This is a genomic window from Streptomyces mangrovi (genome assembly GCF_900114215.1).
Taxonomy (GTDB): domain Bacteria; phylum Actinomycetota; class Actinomycetes; order Streptomycetales; family Streptomycetaceae; genus Streptomyces; species Streptomyces barkulensis.
Map to the genome: position 1 here is coordinate 200784 of NZ_FOSG01000006.1, position 24977 is coordinate 225760.

Consider the following 24977-nt stretch of genomic DNA (forward strand, 5'->3'; position numbering starts at 1 on the left):
GGGACCGCCGGCCGGTCCCTCCCGGCGCGCACCGCTCACACCCGGGTCGCGCGCAGCAGCACCAGCCGCTCGGGGTGGAGCACCGGGGCCCGGAGCCCGGCCGCGGCCAGCACCCGGCCCGGCAGCCGCACACCCTCCGGCGTCCACCAGGGCAGCGGGACACCCCAGTGGTGGGCGTTGCCGTCCGGCAGATCGCCGGGGGGCTGCGGCCGCACGTGGTAGACGGCGTCGGCGTCCAGCCCCGGCAGCCGGACCGGGCCGGGCGGATACAGCTCGGAGGAGGCGGTGGCGACGAGGGCGTACACCGCCTCCGAGCCGTCCTCGGCGACCACGCCGTGCAGGCGGCAGGCCGGGTCCGGATGGTCGGCGTGGACGGAGGTGCCGGTGTGGAGCAGGCCCCGCAGCTCCTTGTAGAGCTCCACCCACCGCGCCAGCCGCGCCAGTTCCTCCGGCGCGGCGGCGGTCAGGTCCCACTCGATGCCGAAGTGCCCGAACAGCGCCGTGCCCGCCCGGAAGTCGAGCGGGTGGCGGCGCCCGGTGGTGTGCGCGACGTCCGACCCCACATGGGTGCCCATGAGTTCGAGGGGGATCAGGGCGTTCGTCCAGCGCTGGATGGTCTGGCGCTCCAGGGCGTCGATGCAGTCCGAGACCCACACCCGGTCGGTGCGCCGGAGGATCTCCAGGTCCACCCGTCCGCCGCCGGAGGAGCAGGACTCGATCTCCACCCCGGGGTGGCGGCGGCGCAGCTCGTCCATCAGCCGGTGGACCGCCAGGGTCTGGCCGTGCACGCCGGCGCGGCCGGTGGGCCGGTGCCCGGCGTCCACCAGATCCCGGTTGTGGTCCCACTTCAGATACGTGATCGGATATGCCTGCAGCAGCTCGTCCAGGCGCCGGAGGATGTGTGCGAACGCCTCCGGGCGGGCCAGGTCGAGCACCTGCTGGTGGCGGGCCGCGCCGGGCAGCCGGTCGCCGGCGGCCATGATCCAGTCGGGGTGGGCGCGGGCCAGCTCGGAGTCCTCGTTGATCATCTCCGGCTCGACCCAGAGGCCGAACTGCATGCCCAGACCGGTGACATGGTCGGTCAGCGGGCTCAGCCCGTGAGGCCACACCTCGTCCGAGACGTACCAGTCGCCCAGGGCCCGCCGGTCGTCGCGGCGTGCGCCGAACCAGCCGTCGTCCAGGACGAAGCGCTCGGCCCCCACCGCGGCGGCGGCGTCGGCCAGGGCGCGCAGCCGGTCCGGGTCGTGGTCGAAGTAGACCGCCTCCCAGGTGTTGAGGGTGACCGGCCGAGGGGTGGCGGGGTGGTGCGGGCGGGAGCGCAGCCAGCGGTGGAAGCGGGCGGAGACCTCGTCCAGGCCGTGCCGCCCGTAGGAGCCGTACTGCCAGGGGGAGGCGTAGGACCGACCGGGCTCCAGCACCACCTCGCCGGACAGCAGCAGTTCGCCCGAGCCCAGCAGTGACACCGAGTGGAAGGTGCGCTCGGCGAAGGTGCGGTGGTTGCCGGACCACGCGGTGTGCACGGCCCACACCTCGCCCGAACGGTCGCCGAAGCCCGTGGTGCCCGCGGCCAGCAGGTAGGCGCTGTCGTAGCCGGTGCGGCCGGTGCGGTTCTCCCGCATCCGCAGGCCCTGGGTGAAGGCGGTGCGCTGCGGGCTGCGTTCGCGCAGGTGGTGCCCGGTGAAGTCCAGCAGTTCGGCGGCCTCGGCGGGCACCGGCAGCATGAGGTTCACGGCGTCGACGGCGAAGGGGGAGGAGCCGCGGTTGGCGACCGTGGCGCGCTGGCGCACCAGCCCGGAGGCGGTCAGCTCGATCACCAGCTCCACCTCCAGGGCCGCGGCCTCGTCGCGGGCGAGAACGGTGACGGTGCCGCCGCCCTCGCCGCCGGGGGAGCGGGACCCCTGCGCGGGCCCGGTGAGGGTGGCCTCGCGGACGGCGAAGGCGGTGGAGAAGTCCCGGCCGCCCCGGTTGCCCACCACACCGGGGGTGCCCAGCCAGCCGGCCGACTGCTCGGGCAGCACGGAGACCTCGACCGGGCCGTCGACGGAGAAGCCGATGGGCTGCGGCGCCCCGGCCAGCCGCAGGGAGCCCAGCTCCCCGGGAGTGAGCGGACCGAGGTCGGCGCCCCAGTGCAGGACCCGCGGAAGGGTGCCGCCGGCCAGGTCCAGCACGAGGCTGACGCCGGCCGCCCGCAGATGCGTCACATCGAGGGGGAGGGGAGCGGAACGTGATGTCACGGTGGTGTCTCCGTCCTGGCCAGGCCGGCGCCGGAGGCGCCGTTGACTTACTTTGTTCGGTGGCGTAAGAATCTCGGGCGACGATACTCGGCCCGCCGGGAAGAAATCCACCGGAGGCCGCCGCGTTCCCACGTCCGTTCCCGCCCCCCGCCCCCTGCCTTCCGTCCGTTCCCGGACGCCTTCGCAGACCAGCCGCTCCGCGCCGCGGAGCCGACCGAGGAGTGAGCGCCGATGATCCGCCAAACCCTGCACGACGGCTGGCAGTTGTCGGCGGCCGGGGGGCCGGTCCCCGCAGACGTCGTGGGCCGGACCGTGCCGGCCGCCGTGCCGGGCAGCGCCCACCTGGACCTGCTCGCGGCCGGTCTGATCCCCGACCCCTACCTGGACCGCGCCGAGGAGGAGCTGGTCTGGGCCCACCGCACCGACTGGCGCTACACGCTGGCCCTCACGGCCGGTCCCGCGGGGCCGAAGGAGCGGGTGGACCTCGTCTTCGACGGCCTGGACACCGTGGCCACCATCGAGCTGGACGGGAAGGTGCTGGGCAGCACGGCCAACATGCACCGCGCCCACCGCTTCGACGTCCGCGGCGCCCTGACCGGCGGCGCCCAGGAACTGGCCGTCTCCTTCCGCTCCGCACTGGAGTACGCCGAGGAGGTCGAGCGCGGTCTCGGCCGCCGGGACCACGTCTACCCGCACCCCTTCAACATGGTCCGCAAGATGGCCTGCAGCTTCGGCTGGGACTGGGGACCGGACCTGCAGACCGCGGGCATCTGGAAGCCGGTGCGCCTGGAGCGCTGGCACACCGCCCGTCTGGCCGGGGTGCGCCCGCTGGTGACGGTGGACGCCGACGGCACCGGGCGCGCCGAGATCCACGTCGACGTCGAACGCTCCGGCCTGGGCGGTGCCGCCGGAGACGTCCCCCTGGAGCTGACCGCCACCGTGGACGGCCGCACCGAGCGCGTCACCGTACCCGCGGGCGAGACGGCCGCGACCGTCACCGTCACCGTGCCCGGCGCCCGCCTGTGGTGGCCCGCCGGATACGGCGACCAGCCCCTGTACGGACTCACCGTGACCCTCGGAGCCCCGGGTCGGACGGGCTCCCGGGAGCCGCTGGACGCCTGGGAGCGCCGCATCGGCTTCCGGACCGTCACGGTGGACACCGCGCCCGACGAGATCGGCACCCCTTTCACCGTCGTCGTCAACGGCAGGCCCGTCTTCGTCAAGGGCGCCAACTGGATCCCCGACGACCACTTCCTGACCCGGATCACCCGCGAGCGGATCGAGCGCCGCGTGGACCAGGCCGTCGGCGCCCATATGAACCTGCTGCGGGTGTGGGGCGGCGGCATCTACGAGACCGAGGACTTCTACGACGTCTGCGACGAGCGCGGCGTCCTGGTCTGGCAGGACTTCCCCTTCGCCTGCGCCTCCTACCCCGAGGAGGAGCCGCTGTGGAGCGAGGTGGAGGCCGAGGCCCGCGAGAACGTCGCCCGCCTGGCCCCGCACCCCTCCCTGGCCCTGTGGAACGGTGCCAACGAGAACATGTGGGGCTTTCGCGACTGGGGCTGGCCCGAGCAGCTGAAGGGCCGCACCTGGGGCCTGCGCTACTACACCGAACTGCTGCCCTCCATCGTGGCCGAACTCGACCCGACCCGCTTCTACAGCGCCAACAGCCCCTACAACCCCGGGGCGCCGGTCGACGGGATCCACCCCAACGACCAGGACCACGGAACCCGGCACGAGTGGGAGGTGTGGAACCGCGTCGACTACACCCACTACCGCGACCACATCCCGCGGTTCTGCTCGGAGTTCGGCTTCCAGGGGCCCCCGACGTGGGCGACTTTGACCAAGTGGGTCCACGACGAGCCGATGACACCCACCTCGCCCGCCTTCCTGCTGCACCAGAAGGCCGAGGAGGGCAACGACAAGCTCGCCCGCGGCATGGCCCCCCATCTGCCCGAGCCGGGCGGCTTCGATGACTGGCACTGGGCGACCCAGCTCAACCAGGCCCGCGCGGTCGCCTTCGGCATCGAGCACTTCCGCTCCTGGTGGCCGCGGACGGCCGGATCGGTGGTCTGGCAGCTCAACGACTGCTGGCCGGTCACCTCCTGGGCGGCGGTGGACGGCGACGAGCGGCCCAAGCCGCTGTGGTACGGGCTGCGCCACGCCTACGCCCCCCGGCTGCTGACCGTCCAGCCCCGCGACGGCCGGCCCGCCCTGATCGCGGTCAACGACCACGACGAGCCCTGGAGGGGCGAGCTGCTCCTGGAGCGGCAGACCTTCGCGGGCGTCGTACTGCGGAGCGTTAAGCTTTCCCTCGACGTGCCGCCCCGCTCGGTCACCCGCACCGGACTGGACACGTCACTGGTCAGCCCGGACGACGCACGCAGGGAGGTGCTGGTGGCCACCGCGCCGGACGCACGCGCCGTGCACCTCTTCGCCGAGGACGTGGAGCTGGACTACGATCCCGCGCCGCTCAAGGCCGAGGCCGTCGCCGTGCCGGGCGGCTACCGGGTGGACGTGAGCGCCTCGTCGTTCGCGCGCGACGTCGCGATCCTGGCCGACCGGGTCGCCCCCGACGCGGTCGTGGACGAGATGCTGGTGCCCCTGCTCGCCGGGGAGAGCCGGTCCTTCACCGTGCGGACCGGGGCCGGCATCGACCCCGCCGCGCTGACGGAGCCGCCGGTGCTGCGCTCCGCCAACGCCCTGAGCGCTCCGGCGGTGCGTTCTGAATGAACGCTGAACACACCGGGACGGCGGGCGCCGGCTTCTCGGGAGCCGTCGGGCTGGTGCTCGCGCGTCCCGCGCGGCTGCTGGGCGTCGAGCCGTTCTTCATGGAGTTCATCGCCGGCATCGAGGAGCGCCTCGCCGAGCGCGGCCTGTCCCTCCTGCTGCACGTCGTGGCGGACCAGGAGGCCGAGATCGCCGCCTACCGCCGCTGGGCGGAACGCGCACTGGTCGAGGCGGTCGTGGTGGTCAACCGCACCGTCGGCGACCGGCGGCCGCCGGTGCTGCGCGAACTGGGGCTCCCCACCGTCCTGGTCGGCGCGGGCAGCGGCGAGGACACGCCCATGCCCGCGGTCCGCACCGACGACGCGGGGCCGGTGCGCGAGGCGCTGGCGCATCTGCTCGACCTCGGCCACCGCCGTATCGCCCGGGTCAGTGGGCCGGCGGGCCTGCTGCACACCCGGGCCCGCACCGAGGCGCTGGTCGAGGGATGCCGGGAGGCCGGCATCGATCCGGTGGTCGTCGAGGGGGACTACTCCGACGAGTCGGGGGCCAGGCTCACCACGGAGCTGCTGCGCCGGCCGGAGCCGCCCACCGCGATCCTCTACGACAACGACGTGATGGCGGTCGCCGGTCTGGGCGCGGCCAGGGAGATGGGCGTCGCCGTTCCCGAGCGGCTCAGCCTGATCGCCTGGGACGACTCGACGATGTGCCGCCTGGCATCGCCGCCGCTGACCACCATGAGCGTGGACGTGCACCAGTACGGCGTGCTGGTGGCCGAGTCGGTGCTGGAACTGGTCGACGGCCTCCCGGTCGCCGAGCGGTGGTCGCCCACCGCCCGGTGCGTGCCCCGGGGCAGCACCGCGCGCCACACGGTCCCCTCCACCGCCTGACGCCGCTTCGGAGCGGGACGCGGGGGAGGGGAAACGGAAGACCTCCGGGGAGGAGACCCTTCGTACGGGCCTCCTCCCCGGAGGTTCTTCCGAATCCGGACGCGGTCGGCTGCGCGGTCAGCGGCTGCCGTGGTGCTTCTTGCCGTGGTCCTTCTTCTTGTGGTGCTTCTTGCCGTGATCCTTCTTGGCCTGGTCCTTCTTGGCGTGGTGCTTCTTGGCCTGGTGCTGGTTCCCGTTGACGCAGGTGTTGCCGAACGCCGGGTTCAGCAGGCCGACGACGTTGACGGTGTTGCCACAGGCGTTGACCGGGATGTGGACCGGCACCTGGATGACATTGCCGGAGACGACGCCCGGGGAGCCGATGGCGGCGCCCTGCGCCCCGGCGTCGGCGGCGGCGACTCCGGCGGAACCGGCCAGAGCGGCACCGGCGGCGGCCGTCACGGCGACAGCCTTGGCAATACGCGACATGAAGAGTCACTCCTTATAGCGAACAAACACCCGTCCGCCCGACTGGAGGCGGTGGTGCCGTGACCAACGCCCGGCCGTCCCGGAGGTCACCGCGATTAGGCCGAACGGTGGTCAAACAGTGCGTCGGAAGGCGGTCCGGGCGGTCCGGGCGGCCCCGGCCGCCGGATACACGGCGGTTTCCCAGCCGCGGGTGGGGGCCGCGCCCTACTGCGCGGCCAAGGGCGGGCTCGGACTGCTCACCCAGGTCATGGTCCTGGAACTGGCCGCCCACGCGATCACCGTCAACGCCGTCGCGCCCGGGGAGATCGCCACGCCGATGACCGGCCGGGAGGACACCGACGTGACCACCGAGAAGCGGCCCGGCATCCCCGCGGGGCGGCCCGGCGACGCCCGCGAGGTGGCGGCCGTGGTCGCCTTCCTCGCCGGGCCGGACGCCGCCTACGTCACCGGCGCGTCGTGGGCGGTCGACGGCGGCATACTGCGGATGGGGCCGCAGGCCGGCTCCCATCTGGAGAGCGACTCCTGGCGCCGGCCCTGAACGGCCCCCGCCGAAGACGGCCGTTGCTCCGGTTGGTGGACGCCGGTTTCCCCCGGGCGCAGTGAAGGGGCAGCATCGGTTCAGGACATCCCGGACGGAACAGGCCGGACGGAACAGCCTGGACATGACGGCCCGGCAGAACGGCCTGACAGAACGGCCCGGACGAGAGACGGTGTGGTGATCGGCCGTGACGGAGACCGAGAGCGTGCCGCAGGGCGCGCCCTGCTGGGTCACCCTGCTGGCTCCCAACCTGGAAGCCGCGCAGAACTTCTACGGCGAACTCTTCGGCTGGCGGTACCGGCCGGGCTCGCAGCGGCTCGGCCACTACGTGGTCGCGCTGGCCGGGGACGTCCCCGTCGCCGGGCTGGGCGAGGCCAAGGACAGCCTGCGCACCCTCACCTCCTGGACGGCGTACTTCGCCTCCGACAGCGTCGACGTCGCGGCCGGGCGGGTGCGCGAACGAGGGGCGACCGTCGCCGTGGGACCGGTGCGGTTCGCCTCCGGCCGGGTGGCGTGGGCGGCCGACCCGGCGGGGGCGGTCTTCGGGATCTGGGAGGGCGGCATCGACCCGGAGTGGCAGGCCGGGAGCAGGATCAACGCCCCCTCCTGGCTGGAACTGCTCACCCGCGACGCCTTCGCCGCCGCGCTCTTCTACGGCGAGGTGTTCGGCTGGGACAAGGGGGACCCCGAGCGCTACGACATCCGCTACGAGCACGACCGGGTGATCCTGCGCATCGACAGGCGCACCGTGGCGGGCCTGAGCGGCGGAGCGGTGGAGGACGCGCCCGACCCGCGGGTGCGGCCGCACTGGCACGTCCACTTCCGCGTCGAGGACGTGGACGCGGCGGCGGTGAAGGCGGAGGCACTGGGCGCCGAGGTGGTCTCCGCACCGGCCGACACCCCCTCGGGGCGGCAGGCGGTCGTCCGGGACCCGCAGGGCGCCCTGTTCTCGGTCGAGAACCGGGCGCCCTGAGTTCGTGGGGCGGGCGCGGCGGCTGCTCAGCGGGAGGCCCCGGCCAGCGCCCCGGTTCCGCGTTCCGTGCCGGACTCCAGGTGGTACACCGCGAAGGCGCGCCGGATGACCGGCTGGGCGACGTTGCGCACCCGCACCCCGCCACTGGTCAGACCGTGCTCGGTACCCGCGTGGGCGTGCCCGTGGACGGCCAGGTCGGCGCCCGCCGAGTCCACCGCCTCGGCCAGCAGGTAGCTGCCCAGGAAGGGATAGATCTCCAGTGGCTCGCCGGCGAGGGTGTCGGGCACGGGGGAGAAGTGCGTCAGGGCGATCCGTACGGCGCACCCCCGCCGGTCCAGCTCCTCCAGCGATGCCCGCAGACCGTCCGCGCGGCGGCGGGTGTAGCGGATGAACTCCTTCATGATCGGCTCGCCGAACTCGCCGCCGCTGCGCCCGGCGAACCCTCCGCCGAACCCCTTGGTCCCCGCGACGCCGACACGGGTGCCGTCCACGTCCACGACCGTCCCCCCGCCCTCCAGGACGGTCACGCCCGCGTCCCGCAGCACGGCGGTGACCTCCTCGGGGCGCTCGTCCTGGTGGTCGTGGTTGCCCAGCACGGCGATCACCGGCACCCGCAGATCCGCGACCTCCTCGGCGACGACCCGCATCTCCTCGGGCGTGCCGTGGCGGGTCAGGTCCCCGGCGAGCAGCAGGAGGTCGGCGCGGTCGGGCAGGGTCTCGAAGGCGGGGCGCAGCACCCCCCTGCTGTCCGGCCCCATGTGGATGTCACCGACGGCCGCGACGCGGATCATGCCAGCTCCTCAGGACGGTCGGGGGCGGTGGGGTCGGCCACGACGATGTCGGTCCGCACCGGTGTGCCGCCCAGTTCCTCCTTCGCGACGCGCACGACGGTGTCGCGGCACTCGGCGGTGGGGACGGTGCCGCTGACGACCACCGTGCCGCCGCGGGACTCGATGCGCATGCCGAGTTCGGCGACCTCCTCGCGCACGAGCCTCTCCTGCAGATGGGCGATGCGGTACTCGGTGTTGTCCGCGCCGCCTTCCCGGCCTCCCCGGCCGCTTCGGCCGGTGTCGTGGTCCGTCATGACAGTCCTCCACGGTCGTCGTCCTGCGGCGAGATGACCTGCAGACGTTCCAGCAGGTAGAGAAAGGCGTCCGGCATCGACGCCGCTCCGCACTCGCGCCGCACCCGGGGCCAGTCGACCTTCTCCCGCAGGGCCCGCGCGATCGGCAGCACGGCGCCGAAGTCGCAGTGGTGCTCGGTGAAGGCGTTCAGCAGGCCGGCGAGCAGGTCGGTCACCGACAGCACGGGCATGCGGACCGACTCCACGGGCAGTTCCTCGGCCCGTCCCAGCAGTTCGCGGGTCACCGGCTGCCGCGCCAGCTCGAAGATCAGATCGATGTCCTGGCCCATGCACCGGGCCTTGAGCAGCCAGTCCTCCGGAGGGGTGTACACCTCCAGCCCGGCGTCGCGGAGCGTGGCGGCCACCGCGTCGGCGTCCTCGGGCAGGACGCAGAAGTCGGCGTCGTGCTGGAGGTTCCCCGGGCCGCCGTGGGCGTAGACGGCGACGCTGCCCGCCAGGGCGAAGGGGTGTCCGGCGCCCTTCAGCAGGGAGGCCACCTGCTTGGTGGCCTCCAGAATGGCCTGGGTGAGGTCGGGGGGCAGCTCCTCGAGTCCCGCGTCGGCGTCCAGGCGGCCCCGCCCGCCCTCCTGCCCGCCGGGCCCGCCGTCCCGTCCGGTCGCCGGGCGCGGGGCGGCCGGCGCGTTCCGCTCGGCCGGTGCCGCCTCGCCCGGATGCTCGGTCACAGTCACTCCGCTCTCCAGGTCGTCTCGTCGTTCCCCGCCGCCGGGTGCCGGCCTCCCCGGCCGTACGGCCGGGGAGGCCGGGGGCGTCCACGAGAGCACCGGTACCCGCCGTCGTCCGATCGATACCGGCCGATACCGGGCGCTCCGGGGCGGGCGGAACGGAACGGGCGTTCCCGCCGGCGGAGCGGAGCGGACGCGCCCGTGGAATCGCGCCACGGGAAAGGGCGGACGGGACCGCCCGCTGTCCGGCGCGGAGTCAACTCCCTGCCATGCCGGGGTAGTTTCGGGGAACAACCCCACCTGACGGAGTCTCCCGCCGCAGACGGAGGTGCACGCAGATGGCCCGCCCCGACAGATCCACGGTCTCCCCGAGATGGATCACCCCGCTCCTCCTGGTGGTCCTCCTGCTGGCCGGAGTGCTGCTGGCCGGGCAGCTGCGCATCCTGCCCGAACTGAGGAACCCGTTCGCCACCGAGACCGAGGACCGCACCGGCCCCGCGGTGCTGAAGTCCCTCAGGGACATGAGCCGCTACGAGGGGGCCTCCGGCACCTTCCAGGTGGTCGTCGACCTGGACAAGGACGCGAAGTTCCTGCCGGACGCGGTACGCGGCAGTCGGACGCTGTTCGTCGGCACGGGCAGCGTCGGCGCGTACGTGGACCTCGGCGGTCTCGGCGAGGAGGCCGTCACGGTCACCGACGACCGCAGGAGCGCCACGGTGCGGCTGCCGCACGCCCGGCTGGAGAAGCCCGCGCTGGACGTCGAGCGCTCGTACGCCGTCACCAAGGAGCGCGGCCTGCTCGACCGGCTCGGCGACCTCTTCTCCGACAACCCGGGCGACGAGCGGGAGGTCCACCGGCTCGCGGCCGAGCACATCGCAGAGGCCGCGAAGGAGAGCGGGCTGGCGAAGCGGGCCGAGGCGAACACCGAGGACATGCTGGAGAACCTGCTGCGTTCCCTGGGGTTCGAGCGGGTCTCGGTGACCTTCGGAGGGGAGGACGGCGGGCGCGGCTGAACGCGGGCGCCACCGTGTCTCGGCCGGTGCGCACCGGCCGGCAGGGGGCGGACGCGGGCCGACGCGGGGCCGGCCCGGAGAACCGTACGGCCCGGAAAGCCGTCCGGCCGGGGAGGCCTGCTCCGTTCCCTCCGGGGCGCGGCCCCGCTATCGTACCGACCGGCTGGTAGGCAGCTCCCGCCCGGCGGGCCCGCCGTACGGCCCGGCGACAGGCGGCGGACCGCCCGACGGCCGCGGAAGCCGACCGCCCCGGCCCCGGCCGGGCCCCGCCGAGGAGGAACACATGCCACGCGCCCTGTCCAACGGGATGGAACTGGAGTACGACACCTTCGGCGACCCGGACGGGCCGGTACTGCTGCTCATCATGGGCCTCGGCACCCAGATGACCGCCTGGCACCCGAACTTCTGCGGGGCGCTCGCCGACCGGGGCTTCCACGTCGTCCGCTACGACAACCGCGACTGCGGCCTGTCCACCTTCCTGGACGACTGCCCGCCCCCGGACATCCGAGCCGTCCTGGCGGGCGACACCTCCACAGCCCCCTACCGCGTCGCCGACATGGCCCGGGACGCCGCGGGCCTGCTCGACGCCCTGGAGATCGACGCCGCGCACGTCGTCGGAGCCTCGATGGGCGGCATGATCGCCCAGCAGTTCGCGATCGACCACCCCTCGCGGGTGCGCTCGCTGTGCTCGATCATGTCCACCACCGGGGACCGCTCCGTCGGCCGGGGCACCCCCGAGGCGCTGGCCGCGCTGGCGGCACCGCCGCCCCGCGACCGGCGGGAGGCGGGGGAGCAGGGCGTGCGCTCCTTCTCCGTCCTCGGATCGCCCGGCTACCCGACCGCCCCCGAGGAACTGCGCGAGCGAGCCGAGGCCGCCTACGACCGGTCCCCCCGGTCCGACGGCTTCGCCCGCCAGTACGCCGCGATCCTGGCCTCGCCCGACCGTACGCCGCACCTGCGGGCCGTCACCGCTCCGACGCTGGTCGTCCACGGTGCCGACGACCCCCTCATCGACCGTGGCGGCGGCGAGGCGACGGCGGGCGCGATCCCCGGCGCCGAGCTCCTGGTGATCCCCGGCATGGGGCACGACCTGCCCGAACAGCTCTGGCCGCTCCTGGCCGACGCCATCGCCCGCAACGCCGCCCGCGCGGACGACCGCGTCACCGCCCCCGGCGCTCCCGCCTCCTCCGCGGCCTCCCCGGGCCCCGGAGCGGACGGTTCCGAGCTCGGTGGCTGAAGCCGCTCACGCCCCCTCCGGGCCACCCGCGCCGTCCGGGCTTGACCCTGACACCGTGTGAGGCCCTGGAGTAGGGAGCGTCATGTTCACCATCGGAGACTTCGCCAGGCACGGCCGCGTGTCGGTCCGCATGCTGCGGCACTACGACACGATCGGGCTGCTGCGCCCCGCCCGGACCGATCCGGTCAGCGGCTACCGCTTCTACGAGGCGGGCCAGCTCGCCCGGCTCAACCGCGTCATCGCACTGAAGGACCTCGGCTTCACCCTCGAACAGGTGAGGACGATCCTCGACGAGCGCCCGGGCACCGAGGAACTGCGCGGGATGCTCGGACTGCGGCGGGCGGAGCTGGAGGACGCGGTGGCGGCCGCCACCGCGCGGCTGGCCCGGGTCGAGGCGAGGCTCCGGACCATCGAGAGCGAGGGACACATGCCCACCGAGGACATCGTGGTCAAGAGCATCCCGCCGGTACGGGTGGCCGAGCTGACCGGCATCGCCGACAGCTTCGGGCCCGAGCACATCGGCCCGGTCGTCCAGCCGCTGTACGACGAACTGTGCCGCCGGCTGGAGCGGGCCGGGGTGGAGGCGGCCGGGCCGGGCATCGCCTGGTACGAGGACGCCCCCGGCGGGGGCGGCGCGGTCGTCGTCCACGCCGGCATCACGGTCGCGGCCGGGGTCGGAGCCGGGGCCGGGACCGGGACCGGGGCCGGGGCGGAGGACGGCTTCGAGACCGTGGACCTGCCCGGCATCGAGCAGGCCGCCACCATTGTCCACCGCGGCCCCATGGACCGCGTCATGCCCACGGCCCAGGCCCTGGCCCGCTGGATCGACACCGGCGGGTACCGCTCGGCCGGCTACGCGCGGGAGCTGTACCTGGAGTGCCCGCGGGACAGGGAGAAGTGGGTGACCGAGCTCCAGGAGCCGATCACGCGGGCCTGACCCCCGCCCCGCCGTCGGTGTCCGCTCCCGCCCCGCCGCCGGGGCGGGAGCGGACACCGGCCCGCCTCGTGCGCCGGTCCGGTCATGGCCAGGAGGTCTCGCTGCGCGGCACCACGACCACCTCGGGCATCACGCTGCCCTCGGGGACCGCCAGCGCGCAGATGACCGCGTCCGCCACGATGTCGGGACTCTGCAGCTTGGAGGTGTCCGCGTCGGGGAAACGCTCCGTCACGAACGGGGTCTCCATGCCACCCGCGATCACCCCGGTGACCCCGATGCCGGCGCAGTCGCGCTGGGCCTCCTTGAAGAGGGTGTGGGTGAAGGCGCGCAGCCCCGACTTGCCGGCCGAGTACGGGCCGGCCTCGGTCCAGGTGCGGTTGGACGCGGTGGACAGGATGTTGACGATGTGTCCGCCGCCGCGGGCGACCATGCGCCGGTAGGTCTCCAGACACATGTACATCGGTCCCAGCAGGTTGGTGGAGACCACCCGGGTGACCTCCTCGGCGGACAGGTGCTCGATCGGTTTGGAGACGTCCACGGCGGCGTTGTTGACCAGGACGTCCAGGGGCCAGGACGCCTCGTCCAGCCCCCGGAAGGCCGTCTCGACCGCCTCCGGATCGCGTACGTCCACCTCCAGGAAGCGGACGTCCGCGCCCTCCTCCTCGCTGAGCCGGGCGCAGAACTTCTCGCCCTCCTCACGGCGCACGTCCACCACCCGCACGGCGGCCCCGGCCCGTGCGAGACGGCGGGTGATGGACGCGCCCAGACCGCGGGCGCCGCCCGTCACCAGCGCGTTCCTGCCCTCCAGATCCAGCCGTACCGCTCCGCCCACGGTGCTGCCTCCTCACTCGGCCGCTGCGGCCGCTGTGGCGTCCGCGCCGGAGTGCCCCCCGGGCGGAGGCCGAAACGGCCACCGCCCGCCCGGCGGCGGACGGACATCGCCCGTTTCACCCGGACGGAGTACCGCCGGGCGGGGCCGCCGTGCCGGTGGCCAGGCGGCGGGCGATGAGTTCCGCTCGGCCGGCCGGTCTGCCCCGGTGACCCCGTATGCCCCCCGATGACCAGGAGGCCCGGCCTTGGCAGCTCATGAGGAAGCGCGGACACCCGGCCGGGAGGCGGCCTCGCTCGTACTGGCCGCCGACGGCCCGGTCACCCGCGCCGGCATACCGCGGCTGTGCGAGCGGTTGCACCGCGTGCTGAACCGCACCCGGACGGACCCGGTCGTCGTGGACGCCGGGGAGTTCTGCGCGGCGGACATGGTCACCGTCGAGGCGCTGGCCCGGATGCAGCTCACCGCCCGACGCATGGGCCGCCGGATACGGCTGGGCGAAGCCGACGACGAGCTGCTGCGCCTCATCGCCTGGGCGGGGCTGGACGGGGCGGTGCCCACCGTCGGAGCGGGCGCCGGCGCGGTGCCGTGCCGGGGGCGCTCAGCGGGCAGCGAGGCGCGCGGGCAGCCCGAACAGGGGGAACAGCCGCGCGGTGTCCAGAAAGGCGTTGAGCGCGGTGATCCTGCCGCCGGACACCTCCACGACCTGCAGTGCCCAGGGGGAGAAGCCGCCGTCCGGATCCGGCCGGTACTGCCCGAACGCCTGGCAGCCGTTCGCCGTGACCGGAATCAGGCGTGACCCCCGGCAGCCCGCGCCGTGCCCGGTGAGCCACGCCCGTATGTCGGCATGGCCGCGCAGCCACAGTTCGTAGGGCGGCATCGACAGCGTCGCGTCGTCGTGCAGCACCGCGGTGAGGGCGTCGAGGTCGTAGGACTCGAAGGCGCTGACGTAGCGGGCGAGGAGCGCCCGCTGCTCCTCGTCCATCGAGTCCGTGCTCCCGTGGGCGGCGATCTCGCCGACGGTGATCTCGGCGGAGGCGAGCGTGGCGCGGGCGCGCTGGAGCGCGCTGTTGACCGACGCGACCGTGGTGCCCAGCAGCTCGGCGGCCTCGCTCGCCCGCCAGGCGAGCACCTCGCGCAGGATCAGGACCGCACGCTGCCGGGGCGGCAGGTGCTGGAGGGCCGCGACGAAGGCCAGCCGGACCGACTCCCGTGTCACGGCCGTCTCGGCCGGATCGCCGCCGGGCAGTATCCGGCCGCTCGGCATCGGCTCCACCCAGGCGGTCTCCGGGAGGGCGGGCCCGGGCGGGTTCTCCGCCCCCGAGGGGGAGGACAGATCCATGGGGCGGGCGCGCCGCCGGCTGCCTCCGAGCATGTCCAGGCACACGTTGGTGGCGATGCGGTACAGCCACGACCGCAGCGAGGAGCGCCCTTCGAAGCGGTCCAGGGCGCGCCAGGCGCGGACCATCGTCTCCTGTACGGCGTCCTCCGCCTCGAAGGCCGACCCCAGCATCCGGTAGCAGTAGCCCGTCAGCTCCACCCGGTGCCGCTCCAGCCGCAGCTCCGCGCGCTCCGGTTCCGCGGACTCGCGCGTGGCCGCGCCTTTCGTGCTGCCCGCCGTGGCGACGTCACTCATCGGGGCCCCCTGTGACCCTCGTCCTCGTCCGGCCCCTCCGCCCGGTGGCAGGGGCGCGGCGCACATTTTTGGACCGGCCCGCCGAGGCTTCGGCCGACCGCTTCCCAGCAAACCACCGGCCACTGACAATCGCGCCCCGGCACGGACCGGGCCCGGACCCGGCACGGACCGGGCGTGCTCAGATCTCCGCCCGCTCGGTGCCGGGACCGCGGCGGCGGCGAGGGCGGCGGGGCAGCCGGAAACGGCGCCTGAACTCGTACAGCACCGGGTGCCGGTCCCGTTCCTCACGGGTGTAGCGGTCCAGCTCCTCCGCCAGGCGCGTCGAGCGCTTCTCCACGTCCAGCTCGTCCAGCACCCGGTCGAACTCCGACAGCAGAGCCCCCAGCAGATGCCACTGGCGCGGATGCTCCTGGACGCGGGCGAGCAGCAGGTGGGCGACCCGCTCGCGCCCGGCGCGCCCGGCCTCCATCTCGGCCGCCAGCCGGTCCTCCGCCTCCTCGGAACTGGCGCTCTCGGCGCTGGTGACCAGGACGGCGAAGCTCTGCACCGCTCCGGCGACGTTGCCGAACAGATCCTCCACGGCCTCGGCCACCTCGTGCGGGAACAGCGGTTCCTCCTCACGCTCCCTGGCCAGGTCGGTGAGGGTCCGCGACATCGCGCGCATCACGGTGGTGCAGATCTCCAGGGTGTCCAGGCCCGTGCGCAACACGACCCGGGACAGCAGCGCCTCCTTGACCCGGGGGTTCAGGCGCAGGCTCTCCTCGGCCTGGACGAGTGAGGCGTCGACCTGCGCGATGTCGTTGTCCAGCCGCCGTGCCTCGTGGAGGCGGGCGGCCGCCCGGTGCACCGGGGTGGGAGTGCTCAGCTGCTCGCCCATGCGCAACAGCAGCAGCCGCATCCGGCCGGCCAGGTCCACCAGCGCCTCCTCGGCGGGCTGCACCCACACCGGAGGCACGAACAGGAAGTTGAACAGCAGGCCGACCGCGGCGCCGATCAGGGTCTCCAGCACCCGGCTCAGGGCCAGGTCCGTGGCGTGGGAGACCCCCAGCACCAGCATGGCGCTGATCGCCACCTCGGGGATGAAGTCGCCGGCCCGCACCAGATGCCCGACGGCCAGGGAGGTGAGGATGAGCAGGCCCAGACTCCACCAGCTCAGGCCCACCAGGGCGCTGAAGCCGACGGCCACCGTGACCCCGGCCACCACGGCGTTGACCCGGGTGATGCCCTTGGTGATCGTGGCGAACAGCGTGACCTGGACGACCAGCAGCGCGGTCAGCGGGGCCAGCAGCGGGGCCCGGGCGTCGGTCAGCCAGAGGGCGGCGGAGTAGGCGAGCGTCGCGGCCGCCGTGGAGCGGAGGGCCTGGACGACCACCGGCTCCCTGCGCCGCCGCACCAGCTCGATCACGGGTACGGGAACTTCAGGCACACTACCGCCCTTCCCTCCCGGGGAAGATCGATACCGTGTGTCCTCCCACCACCCCACCCGTGTGTCCTCCCACCACCCCACCCGTGTGTCCTCCCACTGCGGCCCGCAACCGTCCCCCGGCCGCCCGTCGCACCCCGCCCACTCGGGCGGATCACACCCGTCCGCCGGGTGTGCGCGATGTCTGGGGAAGCGGGAACCGGGTAACCGGCAGTGCCGCGGACCGGGCGTACGCGGGCGCGCGATGCCGGTACGGGCAGCACGGGACGCGGCGGTCGGCCGCGCGAGGAGGCGGTGAAGGGCAGTGGGACCACCAGGGACGGCAGGGGCGATGAGCGGGGCCGACCGGGCAGGGGAGCCCGGTGTCCTGCGCGCGGTCTTCGACGGCCTGGGCACGGGCATCTACGCCACGGATGCCGCGGGCCGCCTGATCGCCGCCAACCCACGGGCCGAGCGGATGGTGGGGCGGCCCGCGGCGCGGATGCTGGGCCACGACATGCACGACCTGCTGCACCGCGACGCGGACGGGGAGCGGATCCCCCGGGAGAACTGCCGGATGCTCGAGGTCCTCGCCGACGGCCGCCCCCGCGAGGGGGGCGACGAGTACCTGCTGAGGGGCGACGGCACCACCCTCCCGGTCATCTGGTCGGCCGCCCCGCTGGAGCTGCCGGGGGAGCCGGCCGGTCTGGTCCTCGCCTTCCACGACTTCAGCGTGCGCCGGGCCGCCGAGCGGCAGACGGCCGCCTACCTTCAGGCGCTGGAGGCCCTGACCACCAGGCTGACCGTGGTGTCGGAGGTCTCCTCCGTCCTCATCTCCAGTCTGGACATCCCCCGGGTGCTCCGGAAGCTGGGCCGGATGCTGGTGCCGGACCTGGCCGACTGGACGGCGGTGGACGTGCTCACCGGGCAGCCGGACGAGGTACGGCGCGTCGCCGTGCACAGCGCCGCGGACCCGGAGGCGGCCGGGGAACTGGAGGGGCCCCTGCCGCCGCTGGCGGAGTCCGCGGGCGCGGACCTGGTGCGCGCCCTGCGCGGCGCCGGGACGGTGTCGCTGGACGCCGCGGACCTCGCACGCGAACCCGACACCCCCCTCACCGCGGCCCACCGGTGGCTGTTCGACCGGCTCGGCGGGCACAGTGCGGTGGTGGTGCCGCTGCACAGCCGCCGCCGGGTCTTCGGCGCCTTCACCGCGGCGCGCACCGGCGACTCGCCCCCGTACACCGAGGACGAGGTGATGATGCTCGCGGACATCGGCCGCCGGGCCGGGCTGGCCATGGACAACGCCCGCCTCTTCGACCAGCAGAGGCACGTCGCCGAGACCATGCAGCGCCAGTTGCTGACCCCGCTGCCCCAGGTGGACCATCTGCAGATGGCCGCCCGCTACCGGCCCGCCCAGGTGGCGGCCGAGATCGGCGGGGACTGGTACGACGCCTTCCTGCTGGAGGACGGCGTCACCACGATGGTCATCGGGGACGTGGCGGGCCACGACCTTCAGGCCGCCGCCCACATGGCCGAGGTCCGCAACATGCTGCGCGCCCTGGCCTGGGACCGCAGGGAGCCGCCCAGCGTGATCATGCAACGTCTGGACGAGGCGATGACCAACACCAGCGACGCCCCCATGGCCACCGTGGTCTTCGCCCGGATCGAGGGCCGCGAGGGCGGACCCTGGCGGCTGCACTGGGTCAACGCCGGGCACCCCCCGCCGCTGCTGGTCGAGCCCGGAGGCGGCACCCGCTTCCTGGAGGCCGGCCACGGCCCGCTGCTGGGCATGAGCGCGACCCTGAACCTGGGGCTGCGCTGGCCCGACGCCTACGAGGACCTGCCGCCGGAGGCGACGGTGGTGTTCTACACCGACGGCCTGGTGGAGAGCCGCACCAGGCCGATCGACACCGGCATGGAGCTGCTGTGTCGCCACGCCTCCGCCCTGGCCCGCCACGGTCTGGAGGAGTTCTGCGACGAACTGCTGGAGCGCATGGACCCCCGCGGCGACGACGTCGCCCTGCTGGCCCTGCGGCTGCCGCGGTACGGGGAGGGAGCCCCCGGAGACCGCACCCCGCCGCCGTCGCGCGGCGAACCGGCATACAGCCCGGCGGACCCCTCCAGGTCGGCCCCGGGGGCCGAGGCGATGGACGCGGAGGAGGTCTTCACACAGGCGCCCCACGGCGTCGACAGGCCGCCGCTGCCCTGAGGACCGCTGTCCCGGCAATCCCTGAGCCCCCCGGAGCACGGCCCCCTCGGCCGTACGCCGACCGCCCGCCTTCCGGAGGGAAGACGCCCTCCGGGGCGCATTTCCGCCGCCTCCCGGGGTACCGCCGCGTGGCGCGGAGGCCGACGTGTACCACGTCTGCGACACCCTGGCGAAGATGAGCGAGGAGCACGTCCGCCTCCTGGAGCCCGTCGCCCGCCGCTACGGTGAGCAGGCCGCCGGCGAGGACGTCGAGGAGCCCGAACGGCTGCACGCCGAAGGGCTCGCCGGGGTCCGCGAGGGACCCGTCGGGCTGCTGCGCGACCTCCAGGACCTGTACGTGCTGGGCACTCTCGTCCAGACGACCTGGACGGCCGTCGCCCAGGCGGCCCAGGGGGCGCGCGACCGCGAGCTGCTGGAACTCGCCCACCGCTGCGAGGGCGAGACGGGCCGTCAGCTGTCCTGGCTCAACACCCGGCTGAAGGCGGCGGCCCCGCAGGCGCTGCTGGTCGCCGGCTGACCGGGACCCGACCGTACCCCGCTCCGCCCGCGGGGCGGCGGGTCATGGGGGCGGGGAGTGGAGTTCGCGGTCGAGCGCGGCCTGCGCCGCGGCGATGTACGCCGAGGCGCGGGGCAGCTCGCGGAAGGCGTCGGCCATGGCCTCCAGCACCGCGGACAGGGCGTCGACGGGCAGGTTCCGGGCGGTCATGATCCGGCCCGTCCACGCGGTGAAGCCCTCGAACAGTCCCGGATCGTCGACGTAGAGCGCGGCCACCAGGTACTCCACCACGCGGTGGAGGTCCTCCACGGTGTACTCCCGCTGACGCCCGGCGTACTCCCGCAACTGCGGGAACCGTTCGGGCAGCACCGCCATCACCTCGTCGACGAGCCGCCCGCGGGCCTCGTCGACCAGGGCGTGCTCGCGGTCGGCCAGATGCGGCAGCGCCTCCTCGGCGGTCGGGGGCAACTCGGACGGGGGCGCGATGCCCGCCGCGAGACGCTCGGCCGCGCCGCGGGCGCTGCCGGCCCAGGCGTCGGCGCCCAGCAGACGGGCGTAGCGGCCGCCCGGGCCGAACCCGGCGCCTCCCGCCAGCACGGGCACGCCGGCGGCCCGGCAGGCGGTGACGGCCGCGTGGGCGACGGGCAGCCGTACGGGCAGGGAGCACGACAGGGCCACCGCGTCCGGGCCGGTGGAGTGCAGATGGGACACCAGTTGCCGGGTGGACACATGGGCCCCGAGGAAGTCCACCTGCCAGCCGCGCAGCCGCAGCACCTCGGCGACCAGCCGGGCGGGCAGCGTGTGCCACTCGCCGTCGGCGCAGGCCACGGCGACCCGGCCGAGCCGGGCGGGCACCCGGGCCGCCGGATGGCCGGCGACCGCGGTGACGGCGCGGTCGCTGACGGCGGTGGCCGCGTGCTCCTGCGCGACGGTGAGCCGGTTCTCCGCCCAGCGCACGCCGACCCGCCGCTGCGCGGGCGCGATGACCTCCAGCAGGACGTCCTCGGGCGCGAGGCCCCGGTCCAGTGCCTCGGTGACCTGGGCGACGGCGGAGCGCTCGTCCGCGTTCTCCAGCGCCGCCCAGAAGTCCTCCATCCGGCTCCGGAGGGATTCCGGCCCCGGGCTCACCGGTCGTCTCCGGCGCGGACGGTCCCGCCCACCGCGCTCAGCGGGGTGCGGTGGGCGGCGGTGACGGCCACCAGCGCGATGTCGTCGTGCTCCCGGCCCGCCAGCCACTCGGAGGTGAGCATCCCGACGCGTTCGACGACGGCCTGGGCGTGCAGTCCCGCGCAGGAGCCCAGCGCGTCGGCCAGGCGCTCCTCCCCGAACATCTCGCCGTAGGGCCCGCCCCTGGCCTCGGTGACGCCGTCGGAGTACAGCAGACAGGTCTCCCCGGGCAGGAGTGTGGTGGAGCAGGTGGTCGCGGTCGCCTCCGGCAGCACGCCGATCAGGGTGCCCGAGGTGCGGGCGGCCTCCACCGTCCCGTCGTGCCGCAGGAGCAGCGGCGGCGGATGCCCGGCCGAGGTCAGCCGCAGGTCGACCCGGCCGGTGCCGGGGTCCGGGGCGCCGAACGAGGCGAGCACCAGGGTGACGAACCGGTTCTGGGGGCCGCTCAGCAGCGCGCGGTTGAGTAGGTCCAGCAGCCGCACGTGGTCGGTCTCGACCAGCCGAAGCGCCGCGAGCGTGTTGCGGACCTTCCCCGTCAGAACGGCCGCCTCCGGGCCCTTGCCGGCCACGTCGCCGAGTACGACGTCGGTCTCCCGGCCGGGCCCGTCGGCCGGATGCACGTCGTAGAAGTCGCCGCCGACGCTCTGGGCGCTCTGGGCGGGGCGGTAGGCCCCGGCCAGCTCCACGCCCTCCGGACGCGGCAGCGCGGGCGGCAGCAGCTCACGCTGGAGCACGGCGACGGTGGCGACCTGCTCCGCGTAGAGAGCGGCGGCCGAGATCGCCGCACCGGCGCGGGCGGCGAAGATCCGGGTCACGGTGTCGTCCTCCGGTCCGGCGTCCTCGCTCCCGGCACGGCGCAGCAGCACCATCGCCCCGGCGATCTCGCCGCTGCCCGGCAGCGGGACGACCGTCGGCGGGGCCGGGCGGCCGAACCCCTCGGGCAGCAGCCACGCGGGGATCCGGCCGGGGTCGACCGACCGGAAGGAGACCGGTGGGAAGCCCGCCAGAGCCTCGGCCAGCCCCGGCATCTCCTCCGGGGACGCCGACAGGGTCTCCTCCTCCAGCCGCCCGTCGAAGACCGCCCGGGTCACCTCCGGGCGGCGGTCCCGCGACAGGCGGACCACGACGGCGGCGTCGGCGAGATGGCCGGCCGCCAGCCGGGCGGTCGTCACCACGCACCTGCGCGGGTTGAGCGAGGACTGGAGCCGGGCGGAGGCCCGGGCCAGGAAGGCGGTGCTCTCCCGTTCCGACCGCAGCGACCGCTCGGCGTCCTCCCGGCCGGTGACGTCCGACAGCCACCAGGCGGTGTGCCCGTCCGGCAGGGGAGCGGCGTACGCGGTGAAGGCGCGCCCCTGGAGGGGCCCGCGCGCCGCCGCTCCCGTCGCCGTCCCGGCCGACTCGTCCGCTGTGGCCGTCTCGGCCGCCCCGGTGTCCGGTCCGCCGTGTGCGGCGGCGACCAGCCAGCCGGGCGCCACGCCGGTGTCCAGCGGGACCCCGGGGGCGAGGCCGGGCAGCAGGGCACGAGCGGCGGCGTTCACCAGCGACACCCGCCCCCGCCGGTCCACCGCGACGACCGGCTCCGGCGCCGACTCGACCGCAGGTCCGGCCAGGACGCGGTGGTGCGGGGCGGCGGGCCCGTCACCGCCACCGGTGCGGGCTTGCGCGTCTCCGAGGACGCCTGGAGAACGAGGAGGGTCGCTCACGGAAGAACAGGGGCACAGCACCCGGGGTGCTCCGCCCGATCCCCCCTTCGACGGTCGGCACGGATGGACGGTTGCTCTCTGCCAAGATTCTCGCGGAGGGGGTGAGGGGCGCAAACCAGTCCCTTCGCGCCCCCGTGCGCCGGTCCGCGCGGGCCCCGACCGCCTCCACCCTCCTCCCGTACCCCCGGGCCGGGTCCTCACCCCGGCTCCCGGGCGCGGGGGTCGCGGTCCGAGGCGGGCCACACGTACGGCAGATCGTCCGGCACGCCGGGGAACAGGGGCGCGTAGTGGTCGGGATCCTTGCGCACCAGGGAGGAGCGGTGGCTGCGGTGGAAGGAGGGCTCGCCCAGCCAGGGCGGCAGCTCGCCGGCCGCCTCCAGCTCCTCCTGGGAGCGGGGGACGGCGATGCCGGTCGCATGCCGCAGATCGGTCAGCATCGTGGCCTCACAGGTGTCGGCACGCCCCGCCAGCCGCCAGTGGCGGCAGATCTCCATGCCGTAGCGGACCAGCGCCTCCTCGTACCCCGTCCACATGCGCACGGCCGGATGCCGTGCCCAGCCGTAACCGGGGACGGTCAGGGCACGCAGCACCTGCAGGGCCTCCACCCGCTGCTTCCCCAGCCGCCGTGCGTCGAGCACACGGGCGGTACCGGCGAAGTCGGCGAGCGGCAGGAACGTCTGCACGGTGTCCCGTCCATCCCCTTCCTCCCCCTCGGTGCGGACTGCGATCATCGCAGTCCGCACCGCGCGCCGCAGTCCGGAGGCGGCCGACCGGGTGCCCGGCCGGCCGCCTCCCCGAGTAGGGCCCGCGATACGGTCCGTGGTACGCCCGGGGCGCCGCCGGGTCAGCCCTCGCGGGCGTCCACGACGCGGCGGATCTTGCCCACCGAGCGCTCCAGGGTCTCCGGATCGACGACATCGACGTCGACGGTGATGCCGACACCGTCCTTGACGTCACGGGCGACGGCCGCCGCCGCGGCCGCGCGCCGCTCGGGCCCGGCGCCCGGGCGGGCCTCGACGCGCACGGTCATGTGGTCCATCCGGCCCCGGCGGGTGAGCCGTATCTGGAAGTGCGGCGCGAGGCCGGGGACCCGCAGCAGGATCTCCTCGATCTGGGTGGGGAAGACGTTGACACCGCGCAGGATGATCATGTCGTCGCAGCGGCCGGTGACTTTCTCCATACGGCGGAAGGCCGGGCGCGCGGTGCCCGGCAGCAGCCGGGTCAGATCGCGGGTGCGGTAGCGGACGACCGGCAGGGCCTGTTTGGTCAGCGAGGTGAACACCAGCTCCCCCTCCTCGCCGTCGGGCAGCACCTCACCGGTGATCGGGTCCACGACCTCCGGGTAGAAGTGGTCCTCCCAGATGTGCGGCCCGTCCTTGGTCTCCACGCACTCCTGCGCGACGCCGGGGCCCATCACCTCCGACAGCCCGTAGATGTCCACCGCGTGCAGCCCGGCGCGCTCCTCGATCTCGCGGCGCATTCCCTCCGTCCACGGCTCGGCGCCGAAGATCCCGACCTCCAGGGAGGAGTCGCGCGGGTCGACGCCCTGCCGCTCGAACTCGTCGAGGAGGGCGAGCATGTAGGAGGGCGTCACCATGATGATCTCGGGCCGGAGGTCCAGGATCAGCCGCACCTGCCGGGCCGTCATCCCGCCGGAGGCCGGGATGACGGTGCAGCCCGCCCGCTCGGCCCCGTAGTGCGCGCCGAGCCCGCCGGTGAACAGGCCGTAGCCGTAGGCGATGTGCACCCTGTGCCCGGGGCGGCCGCCGGCGGCCCGGATGGAGCGGGCGACGACGTCCGCCCACACCTCCAGGTCGTCCTCGGTGTAACCGACCACGGTGGGGCGCCCGGTGGTACCACTGGAGGCGTGCAGCCTGCGCACCCGCGACATCGGGACGGCGAACATGCCGTAGGGGTAGGTGTCGCGCAGATCGGCCTTGGTGGTGAACGGGAAGCGCGCGAGGTCCGCCAGGGAACGGCAGTCCTCCGGGGTGGTGCCCGCCGCCTCGAAGGCGCGCCGGTAGTGCTCCACGTTGTCGTACGCGTGCCGCAGGGTGGAGCGGAGCCGGTCGAGCTGGAGGGCACGCAGCTCCTCGCGGTCCATCCGCTCGGCCGCGTCCAGCGAGGCGAGGGCGGGCGCCTGCCCCGGCCTCGGGGCCGGGGCGAGGGCCGGGCGCGGGGGATGGGCCGGGCCGCCGCTCATGAGGCATCCTTCCCCGCCGGGGCGCCGCGTCCGTCCGCGCCGCGTTCGCCGACGGTGCGGCTGCGTCCGCGGAACTCGGCGATCACCAGGCCGTCCGCCTCCCGCAGGACGGTCACGTCGTAGACGCCGCTGCGGCCGAAGCGGGCGCGCTCCTCGGCGGCGGCCAGCAGCACGTCGCCCTCGTGGGCGGGAGCGGTGAAGACGACGTCCGCCCCGGCCGCCACGGTCACCGGGCCGCGGCTGTTGCAGGCACAGGCGAACGCGGTGTCGGCGAGCGTGAACAGGAAACCGCCGTGCGCGACGCCGTGGCCGTTCACCATGTGCGCCGTCACCGTCATCCGCACCGCCGCCGAGCCGTCGCCGGCCCGGAGCAGCTCCATGCCCAGGCCCCGGGAGGCCCGGTCGGCGGCGAACATCCGCTGGGCGGGGCCCTGTCCGGCCTCCGTGAGCTGTGTCATGCGCCTCCACCACTCCAGTCGTGGACCGTCATGGGCCTCCCAGGGCCGCCG

General features: G+C 74.5%; 21 protein-coding genes and 2 pseudogenes. 10 read left to right on the top strand and 13 right to left on the bottom strand.

The window, feature by feature from the left end:
- Positions 1-35: 35 nt before the first annotated feature.
- A complete protein-coding gene (locus BM237_RS10995) occupies positions 36-2234 on the bottom strand; it encodes an alpha-galactosidase (RefSeq protein ID WP_093849385.1) in 2199 nt (732 codons plus the stop codon).
- 231 nt (positions 2235-2465) lie between these two features.
- Here BM237_RS10995 and BM237_RS11000 point away from each other — a divergent pair, with 231 nt between their 5' ends.
- Positions 2466-4967 (top strand): glycoside hydrolase family 2 protein, encoded by a 2502-nt coding sequence (locus tag BM237_RS11000; RefSeq protein WP_093849386.1) that lies wholly within the window; start codon positions 2466-2468, stop codon positions 4965-4967.
- Complete coding sequence (locus BM237_RS11005; protein WP_093849387.1) at positions 4964-5851, top strand: LacI family DNA-binding transcriptional regulator; 888 nt, start codon at positions 4964-4966, stop codon at positions 5849-5851. The genes BM237_RS11000 and BM237_RS11005 overlap by 4 nt, the downstream gene beginning before the upstream one ends.
- 117 nt (positions 5852-5968) lie before the next feature.
- Here the strand turns inward: BM237_RS11005 and BM237_RS11010 are convergent, their stop codons facing one another.
- On the bottom strand, positions 5969-6319 hold the full coding sequence (locus BM237_RS11010) for a chaplin (RefSeq protein WP_093849388.1): 351 nt from the start codon (positions 6317-6319) through the stop codon (positions 5969-5971).
- A gap of 175 nt (positions 6320-6494) precedes the next feature.
- Between BM237_RS11010 and BM237_RS11015 the strand changes: the two are divergent.
- Positions 6495-6857, top strand: a pseudogene (locus BM237_RS11015) (SDR family oxidoreductase); the annotation flags it as partial.
- 187 nt (positions 6858-7044) lie between these two features.
- Positions 7045-7830, top strand: coding sequence for a VOC family protein (locus BM237_RS11020; RefSeq protein WP_245793544.1), 786 nt, complete (start codon positions 7045-7047; stop codon positions 7828-7830).
- Positions 7831-7856: 26 nt separating this feature from the next.
- On the opposite strand, the gene BM237_RS11025 is transcribed toward BM237_RS11020, so the two are convergent.
- From BM237_RS11025 to BM237_RS11035, 3 genes are read right to left on the bottom strand one after another with little or no spacing between them, the layout of a single operon-like run.
- Positions 7857-8621, bottom strand: coding sequence for a metallophosphoesterase family protein (locus BM237_RS11025; RefSeq protein WP_093849389.1), 765 nt, complete (start codon positions 8619-8621; stop codon positions 7857-7859).
- Positions 8618-8914, bottom strand: a complete 297-nt coding sequence (locus BM237_RS11030; RefSeq protein ID WP_093849390.1) for a BON domain-containing protein — start codon at positions 8912-8914, stop codon at positions 8618-8620. Before BM237_RS11030 ends, BM237_RS11025 begins: the two co-directional genes overlap by 4 nt.
- Positions 8911-9636, bottom strand: coding sequence for a nucleotidyltransferase family protein (locus BM237_RS11035; RefSeq protein ID WP_093849391.1), 726 nt, complete (start codon positions 9634-9636; stop codon positions 8911-8913). The genes BM237_RS11030 and BM237_RS11035 overlap by 4 nt, the downstream gene beginning before the upstream one ends.
- Before the next feature lie 338 nt (positions 9637-9974).
- Between BM237_RS11035 and BM237_RS11040 the strand changes: the two genes are divergently transcribed.
- From BM237_RS11040 to BM237_RS11050, 3 genes are all read left to right on the top strand, one after another.
- Entirely contained in the window at positions 9975-10649 is a 675-nt protein-coding gene (locus BM237_RS11040) for a DUF4230 domain-containing protein (protein ID WP_093849392.1), read from the top strand.
- 283 nt (positions 10650-10932) lie between these two features.
- Complete coding sequence (locus BM237_RS11045; RefSeq protein ID WP_093849393.1) at positions 10933-11886, top strand: alpha/beta fold hydrolase; 954 nt, start codon at positions 10933-10935, stop codon at positions 11884-11886.
- Between the two features lie 82 nt (positions 11887-11968).
- Positions 11969-12823: a MerR family transcriptional regulator gene (locus BM237_RS11050; protein WP_093849394.1), complete on the top strand. Its 855-nt coding sequence runs from the start codon at positions 11969-11971 to the stop codon at positions 12821-12823.
- A gap of 82 nt (positions 12824-12905) precedes the next feature.
- Here the strand turns inward: BM237_RS11050 and BM237_RS11055 are convergent, their stop codons facing one another.
- Complete coding sequence (locus BM237_RS11055; protein WP_093849395.1) at positions 12906-13655, bottom strand: SDR family oxidoreductase; 750 nt, start codon at positions 13653-13655, stop codon at positions 12906-12908.
- Between the two features lie 244 nt (positions 13656-13899).
- Here BM237_RS11055 and BM237_RS30275 point away from each other — a divergent pair.
- Positions 13900-14187 (top strand): annotated as a pseudogene (locus BM237_RS30275) (STAS domain-containing protein); the annotation flags it as partial.
- Positions 14188-14253: 66 nt separating this feature from the next.
- Here the strand turns inward: BM237_RS30275 and BM237_RS11065 are convergent.
- Both BM237_RS11065 and BM237_RS11070 read right to left on the bottom strand, forming a co-directional pair.
- Positions 14254-15288 carry a sigma-70 family RNA polymerase sigma factor gene (locus BM237_RS11065; RefSeq protein WP_093849396.1) on the bottom strand — a complete coding sequence of 345 codons (1035 nt, stop codon included), beginning with the start codon at positions 15286-15288 and terminating at the stop codon, positions 14254-14256.
- Between the two features lie 178 nt (positions 15289-15466).
- Entirely contained in the window at positions 15467-16714 is a 1248-nt protein-coding gene (locus BM237_RS11070; protein ID WP_093849397.1) for an FUSC family protein, read from the bottom strand.
- Positions 16715-17042: 328 nt separating this feature from the next.
- Between BM237_RS11070 and BM237_RS11075 the strand changes: the two genes are divergently transcribed.
- Together BM237_RS11075 and BM237_RS11080 are read left to right on the top strand one after the other, a co-directional pair.
- Positions 17043-18899, top strand: coding sequence for a SpoIIE family protein phosphatase (locus tag BM237_RS11075; protein ID WP_093849398.1), 1857 nt, complete (start codon positions 17043-17045; stop codon positions 18897-18899).
- A gap of 145 nt (positions 18900-19044) precedes the next feature.
- Positions 19045-19416, top strand: coding sequence for a hypothetical protein (locus BM237_RS11080; protein ID WP_217655826.1), 372 nt, complete (start codon positions 19045-19047; stop codon positions 19414-19416).
- Between the two features lie 42 nt (positions 19417-19458).
- Here BM237_RS11080 and BM237_RS11085 read toward each other — a convergent pair whose 3' ends face one another.
- The 5 genes from BM237_RS11085 to paaI all read right to left on the bottom strand — a co-directional run bounded on the left by BM237_RS11085 (position 19459) and on the right by paaI (position 24926).
- A complete protein-coding gene (locus BM237_RS11085; RefSeq protein WP_093849399.1) occupies positions 19459-20490 on the bottom strand; it encodes a cobalamin B12-binding domain-containing protein in 1032 nt (343 codons plus the stop codon).
- 29 nt (positions 20491-20519) lie between these two features.
- On the bottom strand, positions 20520-22265 hold the full coding sequence (locus tag BM237_RS11090) for a SpoIIE family protein phosphatase (RefSeq protein WP_245793545.1): 1746 nt from the start codon (positions 22263-22265) through the stop codon (positions 20520-20522).
- Positions 22266-22462: 197 nt separating this feature from the next.
- Positions 22463-22948: an MSMEG_6728 family protein gene (locus BM237_RS11095; RefSeq protein ID WP_093849400.1), complete on the bottom strand. Its 486-nt coding sequence runs from the start codon at positions 22946-22948 to the stop codon at positions 22463-22465.
- A gap of 161 nt (positions 22949-23109) precedes the next feature.
- Positions 23110-24468, bottom strand: coding sequence for a phenylacetate--CoA ligase PaaK (paaK, locus tag BM237_RS11100; protein WP_093849401.1), 1359 nt, complete (start codon positions 24466-24468; stop codon positions 23110-23112).
- Positions 24465-24926 (bottom strand): hydroxyphenylacetyl-CoA thioesterase PaaI, encoded by a 462-nt coding sequence (paaI, locus tag BM237_RS11105; RefSeq protein WP_093849402.1) that lies wholly within the window; start codon positions 24924-24926, stop codon positions 24465-24467. Before paaI ends, paaK begins: the two co-directional genes overlap by 4 nt.
- Positions 24927-24977 lie beyond the last annotated feature (51 nt).